Below are 17,579 nucleotides of genomic sequence, written 5' to 3'. Positions count from 1 at the left end.
TGGCAGACCCATTCGTGGCCCCTTAAGGGGCTTTGCTAGTATTATGCCCTTCTAGGGCTTACTCAAGCCACCGGCTCAGCCGGTGGTTTTGACTGTCTGGCCGGGAAGCGCCTCAGGGCTCCCGCAGCTTTTCCTGCCGGTCAAAGTAGATGCCGGTGACACCGTTGGCCTTTTCCACGATGCTCTTTTTCTTCTTCTCTGCCATCTTTTTGAAGCGGGGTTCCTTTTCCAGTGCCTCCAAAAAGCGCTTGCCCTTTTTCTTGGCATTTTCGGGAATGGTTTCGCATACCCGATAAACCAGCTCGGCGGCTTCATTGTCACCGTTCAGCAGCACCCGGATGCGCTTTTTCCGGGGATTCAGCTCCGGCTCCCGCGCCGGTTCCACCTTGCGGGAGGCAATTTCTTTGGCGTTGGCATAACCCTGACCGACTGCCAGTTTTTCCACCATCACGCCCCGCTGTGCCCAGAAACCGGACAGCACCTCGTAATCACTGTCGTTGGAGACAATATAAATCTGTCTTTCTCCGTTGGCAGCACACAGACCCACATAGGATGCAATGGCAAAATCCATTGCGTTTTTGGTGTGTACCTTCTCGCCGCACCACACGATCTCAATCTGACCGGAAGCCCGCATGCAGGTTTCCAGCATGGAAAAGTTAATGCTCAGCTTTGCGTCGCCGGAAAAAGCGAACACACACATTTTATCTTCGGGGCGCATCTGTTCCGCCACGGCAAGCCAGGCGGTGCCCACATTCTCGGTATCAACCAGATAAGTTGCCATTGTTTTTTCACCTCAATGGTATAGTATACACCATTTTCCCGCCTGCATCAAATTGCACCGCCCGGAGGGATCAGCCGGAACACCGCCGCACTGCGGGGCCCCATCTCCAGCGAAACTCCGTTGAAGCCAGCAGGTGCAAAGGGATTCTCCTCGCTGGTGTGCAGCACCAGATGCCAGCAAAAGCCCTGAGGCGGAGCGGGCAGCTGCTGCGTATGGGGTTCCCAGTGCATGTTCAGCGCCAGCAACAGAATATCGTCGTTTTCATCGGCCGCATCTCTGCCGGCGAACAACACGCCGATCTGGCGTGTCTCGGGCAGAAACTCACTGTTCCAGGCTTTGCCATTGTTGTGCAGCGAAAGATCCTTCCAACCGCAGCGGCTGGGCGCAGTGGCTGCCCGCAGCACCGGATGAGCCTTGCGCAGTGCGATCAGGCGCCGGGTAAAATCAAAGAACTCCCGGTTCCGTTCCAGCTGTTCCCAGTTCAGCCAGGAGATCTCGTTGTCCTGACAATAGGCATTATTATTGCCGTTCTGGCTGTTGCCGAATTCATCCCCTGCCAGGAACATGGCCGCGCCCCGGCTGCACAGCAGCACGGTCAGGGCATTTTTGCGCAGCCGATCCCGCAGTGCATTCACCGCCGGGTTCTGGCTGGGGCCTTCCTCCCCGCAGTTCCAGCTGTTGTTATCGTCAAAGCCATCGGTGTTGTTCCAGCCGTTGGCCTCGTTGTGCTTTGTATTGTAGGCGTACAGATCATACAGCGTGAAGCCGTCGTGGCAGGTGATGAAATTCACCGTGGCGTTGGGGCGCTTGTCCGGCGGATAGAGATCCGGCGAGCCGCAGATGCGCTGCACGACCGCCTCGGCCATGCCTGCATCGCCTTTCAGAAATTTGCGCAGATCATCCCGGTATTTGCCGTTCCATTCGCTCCACCGGTTCCAGGACGGGAAACTGCCTACCTGATACAGGCCGCCCGCATCCCACGCCTCCGCGATGAGCTTCACATGGCTGAGCACCGGGTCAAATGCCAGACTTTCCAGCAGCGGCGGTTTGGACAGCGGGCTGCCCGTTTCATCCCGCCCCAGAATGGAAGCCAGATCAAAACGGAAGCCATCCACCCGGTATTCCACCGTCCAGTAGCGCAGGCAGTCCAGAATAAACTGGCGCACCTGTGGATGGTTGCAGTTCAGGGTATTGCCCACCCCGGAGAAATTGTAATACCGGCCATCCGGCGTGAGCATGTAGTAAATGTTGTTGTCCAGCCCCTTGAAGGAAAAGAAGGGGCCGGTCTCGTCGCCTTCAGCGGTATGGTTGAACACCACGTCCAGAATGACTTCGATGCCGTTTTCGTTCAGGCTGCGAATCAGCCGCTTGAGCTCGGTGCTTTCACGGTTCAGCTCCGGCTCCGCGGTGTAGTCCATGTTGGGCGCAAAAAAGCAGATGGGGTTGTAGCCCCAGTAATTGCGCAGCTTCTGGCCGTTGACCACCCGCTCCTCCGCCTTTTCGTCGAACTCGAACACAGGCATCAGCTCCACTGCATTGACGCCCAGCTCCAGAAGATAGGGGATCTTTTCCTCCAGCCCCGCAAAGGTGCCCGGAAATTTAACCTGAGAGCTGCCATGCTGAGTAAATCCGCGCACATGCATCTCATAAACGATCATGTCGGAAAACGGAATACGGGGATTGTGGAAGGTTCCCCAGTCGAACGTATCCTCCACAACCCGGGCATGGTAGGTGCGGCCCAGCCGTTCACCGCCAGCCCAGATGCTTTGCACCGTCACTGCACGGGCATAAGGATCCAGCAGGAATTTGGTTCGGTCGAAAATCAATCCCCGGGCGGGATCGTTGGGGCCGTCTATCCGGTAGGCATATTCAATGTCCTGAATATCCAGATCAAACACAATCATGGAATAAGTGCCACCCATTCGGCATTCTTCCGGAAAAGGCAGCACTGCAAAAGGCTCCTGGTCGGCCTGATGGAACAGGCACAGCTCACAGGAGGTGCCGTTGAAGGAATGGATGGTGAAGCTGACGCCGCCCGGCACCAGTGTGGCCCCATTGGATAAAAACAGCCCCGGACGAATCTGAAAGCCGTTTACTTCACCGGTGGCATGCAGCCGCCCCGGAAGCAGGGACCCGGAATTGGGCGTTCTGGACATGAGTATTCCCCCTCTCGCCTTGGGCCTGTGTGTTTTTTCACAGCAGGCCCTTTTCTTTCATGATACCAAAATCCGGACTCAAAATGGAACAGCGAAACTGCCAAGAAACCTTACGGTTCCTTGTGCGAAACATCAAAAGTATTCCGGTGCTCAAACCGATCACTCCCAATTCTGCCAGATCTCCGGGCAGTAGCCCGCCGTAGCCTGCCGTCCGTTGCGCACAATGGGCTGGCGAATCAGATGCTGGTTTTCAAACAGTTTGTCTGCCTGCTGCTCCGGCGCCAGAAAGCGAAGCAGGGCCAGCGTGTCCTTGTCTTTTGCGGTTTCGTCCACCATACTCTGCCAGCCGCCCAGTGCGCGGCAGACGTTATCAAACTCGCCCCGGCTCATTCCTTTTTCCTTCAGATCGATCATCTGGAATTTGATGCCCCGCTCCTTGAACCACCGCTGGGCCTTTTTGGTGTCAAAGCTTTTGTTGGTGCCAAAAATCTGAATATTCATGGTTTGCTCTCCCTGTTTTTGTATCGTTGCATGAATCAATTATACCACAGCTCCCGGAAAAGCGGTGCGGGGGTCTGCCTCTTGCCGCCGTTTTGTAGTATACTGGTATCAATATCTCAGCCGAAAGGATGACCTGTTATGACCATTCGACATGCCTACCCCGCCGATCTGGACGCGCTGGACAAGCTGGAGCAGCAATGCTTTCCGCCCGAGGAAGCCGCTACCCGGGCCGCCTTTTCCCAGCGGCTTGCTGTTTTCCCGGAGCATTTCTGGATTGCGGAAGAAAACGGGGAGATTGTAGCCTGTGTGAACGGATGTGTGAGCGACGCTCCCCTTTTGCAGGACGAAATGTTTGAGGATGCCGGTCTGCACAACGAACAGGGCGCCTGGCAGATGCTCTTCGGGGTGGAAACCCACCCGGTTGTTCAGGGCAAAGGCTATGCCAGCGCACTGATGCGCCAGATGATCGAAGATGCCCGTGCGCAGGGGCGCCGGGGCGTGGTGCTTACCTGCAAACAGGAACTGCTGGATTTTTATCGCCGGTTCGGCTTTGAAAATGAGGGCATTTCCGCCTCCCAGCACGGAGGCGCGGTCTGGTACGACATGCGGCTTCGCTTCTGAATTTTGCCACGGCAACATCCGAAGTCGCGGCGCTCTGTTAAAATTAAGAACCAAAAGGAGGCTCTGCCATGAAGTTCATCATCTCCCCTGCAAAAACCATGAATGTGGATACCGATACGTTCGCTCCGCAGGCTCTGCCCCGCTTTCTGGAGCAGGCCGAGGAATTGAAGAACTATCTGCAAAGCCTGGACTACGCCGCCTGCAAGGCTCTCTGGAACTGCAGCGATGCGCTGGCAGAGGCAAACTTTGAACGACTGCAGAAGATGGATCTGCACCGTTCACTGACTCCCGCGCTGTTTGCCTACGAAGGCATCCAGTATCAGTACATGGCCCCCGGAGTATTCACCGAAGAGGAGCTTGACTATGTGCAGGAACATCTGCGAATTCTTTCCGGCCTGTACGGTCTGCTGTGCCCGCTGGACGGCGTGACTCCCTACCGGCTGGAGATGCAGGCAAAACCGGTGGGATTTCGCTGCAAAACACTGTACGAATTCTGGGGCAGCCAGCTGGCAGATGCACTGGCCGTGGAAACCGACTGTGTGGTGGATCTGGCCTCCAAAGAATACAGCAAATGTATACTGAACCGACTTCCCGTTTCCGTACGGCGGGTGCAGGTAACCTTTGCTCAGGAGGTTGGCGGTAAACTGAAGGAAAAGGCAACCTTCGCCAAGATGGCCCGTGGTGCAATGGTACGCCACGCGGCCGAACAGAATTGCCGGACTCCGGAAGAACTGCGTTCCTTCTGTCGGTTCGGTTTTGCGTATTCTCCGGAATATTCTTCACCGGATCATCTGGTGTTTATCCAGGATCCCAATTGGAAGTCTGACTGACCAATTTTGACCATTTATTTTCCCATTAAAAACAAAAAGGAGCGATTGTTTATGCTGCAAATCGGAACTCAGGCCCCTGCTTTTACCCTCAACGACAAGGACGGAAACGCCGTCAGCCTTGCAGATTTCAAGGGCAAAAAGGTTGTACTGTATTTCTATCCCCGGGATAACACCCCCGGCTGCACCCGCCAGGCCTGCGCCTTTGCCACCCGTTATCAGGATTTTTCCGCAAAGAATACCGTGGTGATCGGTGTGAGCAAGGACAGCGTTGCCTCCCACCTGAAATTTGCTCAGAAATATGATTTGCCCTTTGTGCTGCTTTCTGACCCGGAGCTGCAGGCCATTCAGGCTTATGATGTGTGGAAAGAGAAAAAGCTCTACGGCAAGGTGAGCATGGGTGTGGTTCGCACCACCTATCTGATTGATGAGGAAGGCGTGATCCGCTGGGCCAAGGAAAAGGTCAAGCCGGACGAAAATGCGGGGGAACTGCTGACTCTGCTGGAGCAGGAAGGCTAATCGCTCCCCATATTCCCGCAAATTCTTTGATAAACGAAAAACTGCCGCACCAGCAAATACCGGTGCGGCAGTTTTTCTTATGAGAAGAGAGAAAGGAAAAGAAATAATCAAAAGAAGGTTTAGCCCCGATCTTTTTCCATCATGATGTCCAGAATGGTTTTGTCGGTAGCCGTCATGCCGGGGTTGCTGATGCGGCCCATATTACGGATGGCCTTTTCGGGGGTGGTATCGCAGATGCCGTCGCTGGCGCTGACCACAACGCCACCCATGGCCAGATAGGCACTCATGAGTGCCGCATTGGATGCGGTGGCCAGCTTCAATGCGCAGCCGATCTTACCGCCGTCGCAGATCATACCGGTCAGGTTGCCGCTCATGTTGATGATGGCCGCGCCCATCTGGGCATCGTTGCCGCCCATCAGCCAGACCATGGCTGCAGAAGCAGAGGCCGCGGCGGAAACACCACAGCCACAGGTGGCGCTGAGTTTGCCGGTAAACAGCTTGATGTAAACGTTCAGCATGTGTGAAAAGGCCAATGCCTTTACAGTCGCTTCCCGGCTTGCATTCAGGTGCTTTGCCATTTCCACAACCGGAATAATGGCGGTAATGCCGTGGTTGCCGCTGCCGGCGCTGCTCATAACCGCATAGGGGCAGCCGGACATGCGTCCCTCGGCGCTGGATGCCACACGAACCATGGTATTGCTGAACAGATTGTCGCCCATGGCTCCCTTCAGCTGAGATTTCAGCGTATCGGCAATGCCAATGCCCAGCCGGTTTTCCAGGCCGTAATCCGCCAGGTTTTCGTTCATCTCGGCGCCATCCATCATAAAGGCCAGCTCCTCTTCGGTGGCGCTGTCCACAAGTTCCCGAATTTGAGCGACGGTCATGGTTTTCAGCTTCTCGTGCAGCTCATCCTCGCCGCCCAGCGTATATTCCTTTTCAAACAGCACCTGATTGTTTGCGCTGGTGTAAACAATGTTGGAATGGGTATCGCGAATTGTGCTGATGCCAATGCCCCGGGTGGTGATTACCTCCGCGTGGGCAAACAGCTGAGTTTCCTCTTCTGCGATGGTCACACTCACCTGCTTTTCCTCCACCAGCCGGGTGGCTTCCTTGCTCACAATGGGGGTGATCTCCTCCAGCAGCTGCAGGCCCTTCTCCGGATTGCCCAGACAGGCACCCAGGGCAGCGGCATACTTCAAACCCACACGGTCAAATCCGGGAATACCCACCGACATGCCGTTTTTGTAAACCCCCGGGTTCACTTTCATTTTCACCGATACGATCTGCCCGCCAATGGCATGATAGGCATCCGCGGCGGCCAGCGCCACACACACCGGTTCGGTGCAGCCCAGCGCAGGCACAACTTCCTGATGAAGAAGATCCAGCATTTCCTGTTTTGTAAGCATTTGATTTGCACTCCTTTTTCCTGTTATGTACTGCCGCTTCGGCGCGGCGTTGTTCCTTCTGCCCCAATTATAGCAAGATTCATGCCAACCTGCCCTGAACGACAAAAAATGCGACAGGAGGAATTTTCCCCCTTGACAAGTTTACTGTAACGGGTTAAAAATGGAATTAAAATTGGTTTATTTGGTTAAGCAAATTGGTTGCAGGAGAAGAATTCATGAAGAACATTGCGATAATTTCCTGGGATCCGCTTGCCGGGCGGTTTTACGGCAAGCAGGTAAAGGATCTGTTCGGAGATCAGGTAAGTGTGCAGGTATACAGCGTACGGGATGGTTCCGTAAACCAGTTACCCCATCGACGCTATGACCTGTACATGACCTCCACCGACGCCTTCGAATCCGGCAGCGATCTGCGGCAGTATCTTCCTCTGGATGCGGAGATCACCGAGATTGAGCTTACTTTTTTGTGGGATGTGATTCGCCGGCTGCAAAAGCTGCCCGCCGGAAGCCGGGTTCTGTTTGTTAACCTGAGCGACAAGATGAGCCGGGAAGCGGTCAGCCGTCTGAACCAGCTTGGGGTAAACCAGCTGCAATTTGATCTGTATCACCCGGGCTGCCCAAGCCCGGACATGAACCTGTACGACTTTGTAATCACGCCCAGTGAGCAGCGATATGTACCTGAGGGAGCAAAGGAAATCATTGATATCGGCCAGCGCGTCTGCACCAGTGCCACCATGACCGAAGCTGCATTGAAGCTGGGGCTGGAGGATCTTCTGGAAACGCCCCGCTTCCAGCATTATCAGGAGATCGTGGCCACCAACACCTACAGCTTTGACCGACTCTTCAACCGCAGCCGCCGCCTGGAAAGCCAGTTTGATATCTTGATGGAAATTCTGGACGAAGGGCTTGTGGGGGTAAACGAAAAGGGCGAGGTGTTTGCCTGCAACAAAAAAATGGAGCAGATCACACAGGTCAGCAATCGCCTTGCGCTGCACCGCCGGGCCAGCGAAGTGTATCCTTTTATCCCCTTTAAACAATGCCTGAAAAGCAAGGAAGCGATTCCCGCCAAGGTTGTTCGGGCCGGCGGCACCAACCTGACGGTAACCGTAGCCCCGGTATTGCGAAGCGGGGTATGCCTGGGCGCATTCGCCACCGTGCAGCGCTTCAGTGATGCAGAGCAGAAGCAGAACGAACTGCGCAGCCAGCTGAGCCCCAAGGGATACCGGGCAAAATATACCTTTGAAAATGTAATTGGCCGCTCCCCCGCCATCCGGCGAACCGTTGAGATTCTGAAAAAGATGGCAGCCACACCTCTGCCGGTGCTTCTCATTGGCGAAACAGGTACCGGTAAGGAACTGTTCGCCCATGCCGTGCATAACGCATCTCCGCGGGCACAGGGGCCTTTTGTGGCCATTAACTGCGCTGCCATGCCGGAAAATCTGCTGGAAAGCGAGCTGTTTGGCTATGCGGACGGCGCATTTACCGGAGCCCGCCGGGGCGGCAAACCCGGCCTGTTTGAATTTGCCCATCAGGGCACCCTGTTTCTGGACGAAGTGGAGGGGATGAGCCCGGCACTGCAATGCAAACTGCTTCGGGTTCTACAGGAGCATGAGATCATGCCGGTGGGCGGAAATCAGATCATCCGGGTGGATGTGCGCATCGTTGCTGCCACCAACGAAGATCTGGAACAGCGTGTGGAGGAGGGCAGTTTTCGCCGGGATCTGTATTACCGGCTGAACACGCTGCCTGCCCTTATTCCTCCTCTGCGTCAGCGGGAAGGCGACCTGCTTTTGCTCATCGAGCATTTCCGCCAGAAAAGCGGAGTGGAATTCACACTTTCTCCTGAACTGAAGCAGATGCTTCTGGCGCACCAGTGGCGGGGCAATATTCGGGAATTGCGCAATGTGGTGGAATATTTCAGCTATACCGGCAGTCAGGTAATTACACCGGCAGACCTTCCCCCCACCTTTCACTATCTGCCTTCTGAAACAGCGGTTCCCCACAATGAAAAGCCCGTCAGCGTGGCAGACAGTTCCCCTTCTTCCCTTACTTTCCCGCTTTCGGCACCCGCTCCGCTGGAGGAGGACCAATGGCTGGTTCTGCAGCTGATTCATCAGGCTGCCCGTCAGGGGCGTTCCGCCGGGCGGGATACCATCCTCGCCGGCGCCCGGCAGATGGCCCGCCCCCTTTCACAACAGCAGGTTCGCCGGTTGATGCGGGAGCTGGCGCAGGCCGGATATCTGCAGATTGAACGGGGGCGCGGTGGCAGTCACCTCACCGAAGAGGGGCTGCGGCTGCTGGCGGATCACACATCTTCCAACCAGTTGTAACCATTTTATACAGCTCGACCAAATTAGACCATATAACCACAGCTTTTGACCAATTAAATCTGTTTTTTAAGCAAATTGCTCACACGATCCTCCTTTTATATAAGGTAGCACAGACCGGCCCCGAACCATTTTTCGCGGGCCGGTCTGTTTTTCCTTTTCCGTGAATTCCTTTTGTTCCAAGAACTTTTTGGCAACTTGCTGCAAGGAATCCCCGTGAAACCGTGAAAACGCTGAAACGAAGCACAACACAGTTCATTTTTTCCTTCTTGGCATGCCTCTTGCTATAACTTGGGCAAAGAAACGTGGGCCAGCGCCCAGACAGAAAGGCAGGAAACTGACACATGAAATACGATTTTGATACTGTTGTGGACCGCAGCAAGAACAACGCCGCCAAATACGATGAACGAATCAAGAAGTTCGGCACCGACAAGGTAATCCCCCTGTGGATCGCGGATATGGACTTCAAGTCGCCTCAGCCGGTGATCGACGCTTTAACCGCCCGTGCACAGGAAGGCATCTGGGGTTACACCAGCCGCCCGGCCAGCTACTTTGAAGCCATCTGCAACTGGCAGCAGCGCCGCCATGGCTGGACCATCGATCGCAGTCTGGTAAGCTGGAGCCTGGGCGTTGTGCCCGCACTGAGCATGCTGGTAAAGCTGTTCACCCCGGAAGGCAGTAAAGTGCTGATTCAGACCCCGGTTTATGGTGAGTTCTACGATGTGACCGAAGCCTGGAACCGCACTGTGGTGGAAAACAAGCTGGTGGAAAAGGACGGCAAATGGACCGTGGACTGGGAAGACTTTGAAGCCAAGCTGCCTCAGGTGAGCATGTTCCTGCTTTGCAGCCCTCACAATCCTCTGGGTATCGTATGGACCCGCGAGGAACTGACCCGCATGACCGATCTGTGCCGTAAATACGGCGTGCTGATGGTTTCGGACGAGATCCACTCGGATCTGGTGTTCCACGGCAAAACCCATATCCCCACCGCCAGCCTGTCTGAGCAGGTTGCCGGCGAAGTAATCAGCTGCATTTCCGGTACCAAAACCTTCAATCTGGCAGGCCTTCAGGCTTCCACCACCGTCTTCCCCAATATGCGGATGAAGGAACTGTATGACAAAGCCTGGATGAACATGGATATCCACCGCAACAACGCCTTCAGCCTGACCGCCATGGAAGCCGCCTTCAACGAGGGTGAGGAGTGGCTGGATCAGCTGCTGGAATACATCGACGGGAATTTCAACTTCATCCGGGATTACTGCGCCGCTCACATTCCGCAGATCAAACCCAATCTGCCGGATGCCACCTATCTGGTCTGGCTGGACTGCCGGGAGCTGGGCATGAGCAATGAGGAGCTGCGTCGTTTCATGATCGAAAAGGCCGGGCTTGGCCTGAACGAGGGCTGGGGCTTCGGGCGCAGCCTGAACGGATTCATGCGTCTGAACGCCGCCTGCTCCCGCAAGGTTCTGGAACAGGCCATGAAACAGCTGGAAAAGGCTGTGAAAGCATTATAAACAGGAATAACGCCTCGTGCGGACGGGGCGATAAAGGAAAAGGAGAATCATCATGTCTAACACTACCACCAAGAAATCGTCCTTGTGGCAGCAGTACAAGCTTCCCATCCTGCTGCTGGGCGGCATTGCTATCGGCTCCATCATCGGCGTGGTCTCCCCCAGCCTGGGTCAGACCCTCAAGCCTGTGGGGCAGATTTTCCTGAACCTGATGTTCACCATCGTTGTGCCTCTGGTGTTTGTGTCCATCGCTTCCGCTGTGGGCAGCATGGCCAATATGAAACGCCTGGGCAAGATTCTGGGCAGCACCATTTTCAGCTTTCTTGCCACCGGCGCCATTGCAGGCGTCTGCGTGCTGGTATGGGTCAATCTGTTCAGCCCCTCTGCCGGAACCAATATCCAGATGGGCACCAGCGAAATGGGCGAAATGCAGAGTGTGAGCGACATGATCGTCGGCTCTCTTACCGTGGATGATTTCTCCGGCCTGCTGAGCAAGGATCACATGCTTCCTCTGATCATTTTTGCCATCCTGTTCGGCTTCTGCGTTTCCGCCTGCGGTGGCGATGAAAGCCCGGTGGGTAAGCTGCTTGCCAACCTGAATGAAGTCATCATGAAGTTTATCGGCCTGATCATGGCCATTGCCCCCATCGGTCTGGGCGCATATTTTGCCAATCTGGTTGCCGAGTACGGCCCTCAGATCATTGGTGACTACGGCCGTTCCATGGTGGTTTACTATCCCCTGTGCCTGCTGTATGTGGTGGTATTCTTCCCCCTGTATGCCTTCTTTGCTGCCGGCAAGCTGGGTGTAAAGCGGATGCTGAAATACATTTTTACCCCCGCAGTAACTGCCTTTGCCACTCAGAGCTCCGCTGCCACCCTGCCTGTAAATAAGGAAACCTGCGATAAGATCGGCGTTCCCAAAGACGTGAGCGATCTGGTTCTTCCCATGGGCTGCACCATGCACATGGACGGCTCCGTTTTGAGCTCCATTACCAAAATTGCATTCCTGTTCGGCGTGTTCAACATGTCCTTCACCGGTGCGAGCACCTATGCCATGGCCATTGTGGTGGCAATTCTGTCTGCCTTCGTGCTGTCCGGTGCACCTGGCGGCGGCCTGGTTGGCGAGATGCTGATCGTAAGCATGTTTGGCTTCCCCGCCGAGGCATTCCCCCTGATCGCCACTCTGGGCTTCCTGTTTGACCCCGCTGCCACCTGCCTGAACGCTTCCGGCGATACCATCGCTTCCATGATGGTTGCCCGCATGGTCGAAGGCAAGGACTGGCTTGTGAAAGTGGTAAAGGAGAAAGGTGAAGCTGCTTAACTTTTTGCATTTTTTGTTTTCCGCCCATTGAATTTCTTGTAAAAAGTTGATATAGTATAAATAGTTTAGCAGCTCTACATCTTTTGTATGTAGCCACTGCTGCACGCATCAATTCTTTAAGGAGGCTTTTTCCCATGACTATCATTGATACCAAGAACGCTCCCGGCGCCATCGGCCCCTACTCTCAGGGTTTTGTGGTGGGTGACCTGGTGATCACCTCCGGCCAGCTGCCGGTTGATCCCGCTACCGGCACCATGCCCGAAGGCATCGCTGCTCAGGCTGAGTGGAGCTGCAAGAACGTGGGCGCCATTCTGGAAGCTGCCGGCTCCGGCCTGGACAAGGTCGTCAAGACCACCTGCTTCCTGGCTAACATGAGCGACTTCGCTGCCTTTAACGAAGTGTATGCCAAGTACTTCACCTCCAAGCCCGCCCGCAGCTGCGTAGCTGTGAAGGATCTGCCCAAGGGCGCTCTGTGCGAGATTGAAGCCATTGCTGAGAAGTAATCAAGGCTAACAAAGCCCCCGACTGTAGCGTCGGGGGCTTTTTCTCTGTGACGGTACAATTGCGAAGTGTCCCTCCTGTTCCGCCGTTTTCCCATGTGTACCTTTGTGTGTACCTGAACGAAAAGAATCCCGGCAGAACCGCATTCTACCGGGATTTTTCTGGCGGAAAGAGGGGTATTTGGGAATCTTTGCTGCGCAAGGCTTCCCGCGCTTGGGGCATAGTTCCGGCGCGCAGATCGCCTGAAAACCTGCCACTGGCAGCTTTCCTTCACGGCGATCACCCTTTCAGGTTCGAATCCCCGGCAAAATCTTTTTTGAACGAAAAAAATCCGCAAGCCTCTCAGCTTACGGATTTCTCTGGCGGAAAGAGAGGGATTCGAACCCTCGGTGGGTTTATGGCCCACACACGATTTCCAGTCGTGCGCCTTAGACCAGCTCAGCCATCTTTCCATGTATTTTTTGCCGCGCTTAACGGCGCTTGTATATCATACCGGATTTTTCGGCGCTTGTCAACACCTGAAGTACAAATTTTCAATAAAAAATCCCGCACCGGGGAAACCAGTCCTCCCGGTGCGGGGCGCGAATGAATCAGCAGCTGCCGCAGCCGTTGTTATTGCAGCCGTCATCACAGCCGCAATTGGGATAGTACAGGTTATTGGCCACGAACTCCAGCTTATCCTTCAGAATGTTTTCCAGACCACCGATCACATTGACCATATTGGCCACCGACTCATTGACCTCCATCAGCTGGCAGAAGTCGATGTCCTCCATGGCAATGGCTTTCTGCAGTTTCTCGCCTTCTGCGTTCAGGATGTGGCTCATGGCCGTTTCCTCCAGGGCGATGCTTTCCAGCAGGTCAGTGATTGCCTGGTGCATGGTGACGGGATCGGGATCGCGTGCAATACTGGGCATAGACATGGTTCATTACCTCCGTGATGTGTATTCCCCACACCTTGGTGTTGGTTATCCCACTATATGCCCTTCTCTGCTTTTTGTGAAAAGCCTTTCTCTGTGGCCGGAATGTTACAGTCTTTTGCGCATCAGCCCATGCCGGTTACAATACACATACAGGTAACCATGCCCTCTCATGTGCAGCCGGCACTGGGCGTTTCCTTCCGGGTACAGTTTGACCAGCTCTACTCGATCCCCCGACACCCACGCGACAAACGAAATAAAGTGACTTTTGCTCATGGGATGTTCCAATGTGACAAACTGCTCATCCTCCACAGCCTCTATCTGCACCGTATGCTCCCCGCTCATTTCCTCCGGCTCCAGCTGCGGCAGCGGAATACCGCAGCAGCTGATGGCTGCCTGCCCGGCGGCAGGAATCACATTGCCACAAACAGGGCAGACATAAAACACCGTGCGCTGCATGTTCGCCGCCCGGTTATTGTTGCAGATCTGATCCCCGGAAAGCAACTCCATCAGGCTTACCCCCAATGCCGCTGCAAGAGGCTCGAGCAGCGTGATATCCGGCAGACCTTTTCCGGTATCACATAGTTAAAGATATTGGTATCATTCAATCAATTTTGCCGATAAAGCGGTAGAAGATTTCTACCTCCTGTTCCCGGCTTCTGTCCTCACCTTTGACCGCTTCATGGACAACGATTTTTTCAATCAGCGTATTCAAAAGTTCGGCGGTCAGTTCTGTTGGATTGACGCACTCTTTCATCAAGGCAATCCATTTTTCTGCGTCTGCGGCGTTCTGGCTTTCAGTGGCGATAGCGGATTGAAGCTGTTCAATCTTTTCGTCCAGTTCAGCCTGTTCGCTCTGGTACTTCCCGGACAGCATAGAGAAGTTGTATTCTGTGATACGCCCCACCGCCCAGTCCTCATACATCCGGGCAAACAGGGTATCAACTTCGGATTTCCGCTTTTCTGCCTTTTTCAGTTCGGCGGCCTGCTTCTTTCTTGCGGCGGCCTGTCCCTTGTCATTGGCGTTTAACAGCCGCTTCAAGAGCCGTTCTTCATCATGCTGTACCAGCCCCGACCAGTATTGCAGACGGGAGAGGACATAGGCGTAAAGCACATCATAGCGGATATAGTGCATGGAGCATTGGCGTGTGCCCTGTCCGTACTTGCTACAATGATAATGGCCGTAAGGCTTGCTGTTCTGCCTGTTCTCCCCATAGGACAGCGACCAGCCGCAATCCGCACATTTTACCAATCCGGAAAAAATCTGTGTTGTACCATCCTTGCACTTCCTACGGCGGTTTGCTATCTGCTCCTGTACCTGCCGGAAAACCTGTTCGCTGATAATCGGCTCCTGCGTGTTCTCCACCCGCACCCATTCACTTTGGGGCTTGCGTACCCTCCGTTTGTTCTTAAAGGAAATGTTCGTTTCCCGGTAGTGGATGGTATGGCCGATATAGGTTTCATCTTTCATAATGCTCTTGACCTGGGCTATCGTCCATGCGTAGCTTTTTTCCTCCGGCGCTCCGGCATAGATATTTGCGAAAGTGCCGTATCTCTGGAAATTCAGCCAGCCGGGAGTAGGTACTTTTTCTTCGACCAAAATCCGTGTAATGCTGGCGGCTCCCCGGCCATGAACGGCAAGGTCAAAAATCTTCTCCACTATCCAGCGGGTTTCCTCGTCGATTATCAGCTTGTTTTTGATTTCCGGGTGTTTCCTGTACCCGATGGGAGCATAGGCGCCGATACGCTGTCCTGTGGCAAACTTTGCTTTGAAAGCGGCCTTTACCTTGCGGCTTGTATCTTTCGCAAACCATTCATTGAACAGGTTTTTGAACGGGACAAAATCGGAAAGCCCTTTCTCTGTGTCCTCATTCTCTGCAACGGCGATGTAGCGCACCCGTTTCTCCGGGAACAGAAATTCCAGATAGTAGTCCATCATCACATGTTCCCGCCCGAAACGGGACAGGTCTTTCGTAACAATGCAGTTTACTTTTCCGGCTTCCACATCGTCCATCATGCGCTGAAAATCCGGGCGTTCAAAGTTCGTCCCCGACCAGCCATCGTCCACATACTCACCGACTACATGAAGCCCCTGTTCCTTTGCGTACTGTTGCAGGATTGTCCGCTGTGTTTCAATGCTTACGCTGTCACCATAGTTTTCATCGTCCCGGCTCAATCTCATATAAAGCGCCGTGTTGTAAATCGTAGTATTGTAAGGTTGTTTCACCGTTAAAAATCCTCCTTCTAAAGAAACAACCCACGCTTACAATACTTTTGCTCTATGGCAATTATATCATAAGCGTGGGCGTGTTATCAATGATGGGCTATCAGGTTGAAGCGGCTTTTTCTGCGGTGTGCCGCACCACATCTACAATCAGATCACCGAGGGGCTTCCCGCCTGCGGCGAAGTGTTCGGAGATTTTTATACGGTTGTTCCCACATACAAAATACTGCGTGCCGTTCTCTGCTTGTATGACCTGCCCTGTCCGGGGCGTAAAAATATCGCTTTCGCTTTTTGCCATCCAGTGTCCTCCATATTCAGTTTTCAAGGTACAATGCCGCACAGGGGCGGCGAAAATTTCTGCTTATATCTATCACCTTTCCTTTACCGTGTGCCGCTGCTGCCGTTTCAGTTCCGCCAGTATATCCGGCGGGATACGGTCAACCAGCCGCTGTAAATTGTCCAGTTCGCTTTTCAGCTTTGCCCGTTCCATCGTATCTTTCATCTTGCCTTTTTCACTGGCCTTTGCCCTTGCTTCCAACTTCTCATTCTCCGCCAACAGGTCATTGATTGTGACCTTGTACTTTTTCAGTTGCCCGGAGAAGTTCTCCATCTGCGGGAACCACTTTTTCAGCATGGAAAAGGCTTCCTCTTTTTTCTTTCCGGCGTTCAGCGGGTTCATGCCGTCCAGTGTGGCTTCAATGGCTCTGGCCTGTTTGGAGAGGGAAACCGCCTGTTTGAAAAGCTGGGTGGGGATATGCTTCCGGCCTGTCCTGCTGGCACTCTCCCCACGCTCCAAGTCAGGATATTTCTCCACCATATAGGCGTGAAAATCGTCCTGCCACTTCGTCAGGTTTGCCCGGTTGCCGATAATCTCCTTTGCACACAGGCGGTTGTCCTTTGTCAGCGGAACAAAGGTCAAATGCAGGTGGGGTGTTTTCTCGTCCATGTGTACCACCGCCGACACGATATTTTCCCGGCCTACCCGGTGGGTGAGGAAGTCCGCCGCCCGCTGGAAGAACGCCTGTATCTCCTTTGGGGATTTCCCCTTGAAAAACTCCGGGCTGGCGGTTATCAGCGTATCGATAAACCGTGTGCTGTCTTTCCTCGTCCGGCATCCGGCCTGCTCGATACGGCTCTGAATGAAGTGGTAATAGCGTCCCTCCGGCTTGACGATATGGAAGTTGTATTTGCTCCGGCTTGTGTCAATGTCGGGATTGCTGGCATACTGTTCTTTCTGTCTTTCGTGATGGGCTTCCAGCGGCCTTGCCGGGTTGCCCTTGTGCTTCTCAAACCGTAAAATTGCGTGTTGTGTCATTCTGCTCCTTTCCCCATTCCTTTCCTATCCTATCCGGGGTTTTCCACAGGGAAAATCCCGCAGAAAATAGCTCGGATAGGATTGGAATGGATAGAATATAAATCAATCTTTTTATCTTTGTATTTCTATATACCGTCCGGTTTTCGTACTTCCGGGGAGTGATTTCCGTACTTCATGGGTACGGTTTTCAGTCCTCCGGCGTACCAGAACGGGATTTCTTGAAGTCGGTGTTTGGAACCGCTTCATAGGATTTTGGGAAAATGCGGTTGGGTTTTCCACAGCCCTGCTTCTGGATTTCCACCAGTCCGGCGTATTGCAGTTCCCGCAGGGTGTTCACCGCCTTCTGCCGCCCACAGTGGAGCAGGTCAACCACTTCACAGATAGGGTAATACAGGAAAATCCGTCCGCAGTCATCCGCCCACCCATTCTTGCGGGATAACTCTGTCCGGCGCAGGATAAAGGCGTACAGAACCTTTGCCTCGTTGGACAGGGGCTTGAATGTGGGGGCTTCAAAGAGAAAATTCGGGAGCCGGGTGAAGCTGAACGCCTTTTCCGGCTGATGAATGTAAATCGTGTTTGTCATATCGTGTTTTGTGGACGGTTAGAAGCCCGTTTTCCGGGGCGGGCGATACTTTATACCACCTGCCCCGGTTTG

General features: G+C 54.1%; 17 protein-coding genes and 1 tRNA gene. 7 read left to right on the top strand and 11 right to left on the bottom strand.

All coding sequences use genetic code 11. The features are described 5' to 3' along the window. Positions 1-112: 112 nt before the first annotated feature. The 3 genes from EDD77_RS16780 to EDD77_RS16770 all read right to left on the bottom strand — a co-directional run bounded on the left by EDD77_RS16780 (position 113) and on the right by EDD77_RS16770 (position 3,438). On the bottom strand, positions 113-781 hold the full coding sequence (locus EDD77_RS16780; protein ID WP_058963065.1) for a PIN domain-containing protein: 669 nt from the start codon (positions 779-781) through the stop codon (positions 113-115). A 47-nt stretch (positions 782-828) separates the two neighbouring features. Continuing rightward, positions 829-2,937 (bottom strand): glycogen debranching protein GlgX, encoded by a 2,109-nt coding sequence (gene glgX, locus EDD77_RS16775; RefSeq protein ID WP_058963066.1) that lies wholly within the window; start codon positions 2,935-2,937, stop codon positions 829-831. A 159-nt stretch (positions 2,938-3,096) separates the two neighbouring features. Continuing rightward, positions 3,097-3,438 (bottom strand): arsenate reductase family protein, encoded by a 342-nt coding sequence (locus EDD77_RS16770; RefSeq protein ID WP_058963067.1) that lies wholly within the window; start codon positions 3,436-3,438, stop codon positions 3,097-3,099. Between the two features lie 138 nt (positions 3,439-3,576). On the opposite strand from EDD77_RS16770, the gene EDD77_RS16765 reads away from it, so the two are divergent. From EDD77_RS16765 to bcp, 3 genes are all read left to right on the top strand, one after another. After that, a complete protein-coding gene (locus EDD77_RS16765; protein ID WP_058963068.1) occupies positions 3,577-4,059 on the top strand; it encodes a GNAT family N-acetyltransferase in 483 nt (160 codons plus the stop codon). Positions 4,060-4,127: 68 nt separating this feature from the next. Then, positions 4,128-4,889, top strand: coding sequence for a peroxide stress protein YaaA (yaaA, locus tag EDD77_RS16760; RefSeq protein ID WP_058963069.1), 762 nt, complete (start codon positions 4,128-4,130; stop codon positions 4,887-4,889). 51 nt (positions 4,890-4,940) lie between these two features. Then, the gene (gene bcp / locus EDD77_RS16755; protein WP_058963070.1) at positions 4,941-5,405 is read left to right on the top strand and encodes a thioredoxin-dependent thiol peroxidase; all 465 of its coding nucleotides are present in this window, start codon (positions 4,941-4,943) and stop codon (positions 5,403-5,405) included. Between the two features lie 119 nt (positions 5,406-5,524). On the opposite strand, the gene EDD77_RS16750 is transcribed toward bcp, so the two are convergent. Next, entirely contained in the window at positions 5,525-6,811 is a 1,287-nt protein-coding gene (locus tag EDD77_RS16750) for an L-cysteine desulfidase family protein (protein ID WP_058963071.1), read from the bottom strand. Positions 6,812-7,026: 215 nt separating this feature from the next. On the opposite strand from EDD77_RS16750, the gene EDD77_RS16745 reads away from it, so the two are divergent. The 4 genes from EDD77_RS16745 (at position 7,027) to EDD77_RS16730 (ending at position 12,470) form a co-directional block, all read left to right on the top strand. Then, entirely contained in the window at positions 7,027-9,138 is a 2,112-nt protein-coding gene (locus tag EDD77_RS16745) for a sigma-54 interaction domain-containing protein (protein WP_058963072.1), read from the top strand. A 341-nt stretch (positions 9,139-9,479) separates the two neighbouring features. Continuing rightward, positions 9,480-10,649: a MalY/PatB family protein gene (locus tag EDD77_RS16740; RefSeq protein WP_058963074.1), complete on the top strand. Its 1,170-nt coding sequence runs from the start codon at positions 9,480-9,482 to the stop codon at positions 10,647-10,649. A gap of 52 nt (positions 10,650-10,701) precedes the next feature. Beyond that, complete coding sequence (locus EDD77_RS16735) at positions 10,702-11,967, top strand: dicarboxylate/amino acid:cation symporter (protein WP_058963075.1); 1,266 nt, start codon at positions 10,702-10,704, stop codon at positions 11,965-11,967. Between the two features lie 134 nt (positions 11,968-12,101). Next, positions 12,102-12,470, top strand: a complete 369-nt coding sequence (locus tag EDD77_RS16730) for a RidA family protein (protein ID WP_058963076.1) — start codon at positions 12,102-12,104, stop codon at positions 12,468-12,470. A 358-nt stretch (positions 12,471-12,828) separates the two neighbouring features. Here EDD77_RS16730 and EDD77_RS16725 read toward each other — a convergent pair. From EDD77_RS16725 to EDD77_RS16690, 7 genes are all read right to left on the bottom strand, one after another. Then, positions 12,829-12,920 (bottom strand) — tRNA-Ser (locus EDD77_RS16725). A gap of 138 nt (positions 12,921-13,058) precedes the next feature. Then, entirely contained in the window at positions 13,059-13,388 is a 330-nt protein-coding gene (locus EDD77_RS16720) for a hypothetical protein (RefSeq protein ID WP_058963077.1), read from the bottom strand. A 105-nt stretch (positions 13,389-13,493) separates the two neighbouring features. Then, positions 13,494-13,895 (bottom strand): desulfoferrodoxin family protein, encoded by a 402-nt coding sequence (locus EDD77_RS16715; protein ID WP_058963078.1) that lies wholly within the window; start codon positions 13,893-13,895, stop codon positions 13,494-13,496. Between the two features lie 94 nt (positions 13,896-13,989). Beyond that, on the bottom strand, positions 13,990-15,612 hold the full coding sequence (locus EDD77_RS16710; RefSeq protein ID WP_058963079.1) for a recombinase family protein: 1,623 nt from the start codon (positions 15,610-15,612) through the stop codon (positions 13,990-13,992). Positions 15,613-15,712: 100 nt separating this feature from the next. Beyond that, positions 15,713-15,907: a hypothetical protein gene (locus tag EDD77_RS16705; RefSeq protein WP_002334813.1), complete on the bottom strand. Its 195-nt coding sequence runs from the start codon at positions 15,905-15,907 to the stop codon at positions 15,713-15,715. 72 nt (positions 15,908-15,979) lie between these two features. Beyond that, complete coding sequence (gene mobV, locus EDD77_RS16700) at positions 15,980-16,924, bottom strand: MobV family relaxase (RefSeq protein WP_132587450.1); 945 nt, start codon at positions 16,922-16,924, stop codon at positions 15,980-15,982. 187 nt (positions 16,925-17,111) lie between these two features. Next, positions 17,112-17,507 (bottom strand): replication initiator protein A, encoded by a 396-nt coding sequence (locus EDD77_RS16690; RefSeq protein ID WP_002584984.1) that lies wholly within the window; start codon positions 17,505-17,507, stop codon positions 17,112-17,114. Positions 17,508-17,579: the final 72 nt, after the last annotated feature.

Source organism: Allofournierella massiliensis (genome assembly GCF_004345265.1).
Classification (GTDB): domain Bacteria; phylum Bacillota; class Clostridia; order Oscillospirales; family Ruminococcaceae; genus Allofournierella; species Allofournierella massiliensis.
This window is presented reverse-complemented; position numbering and strand designations above follow the sequence as displayed.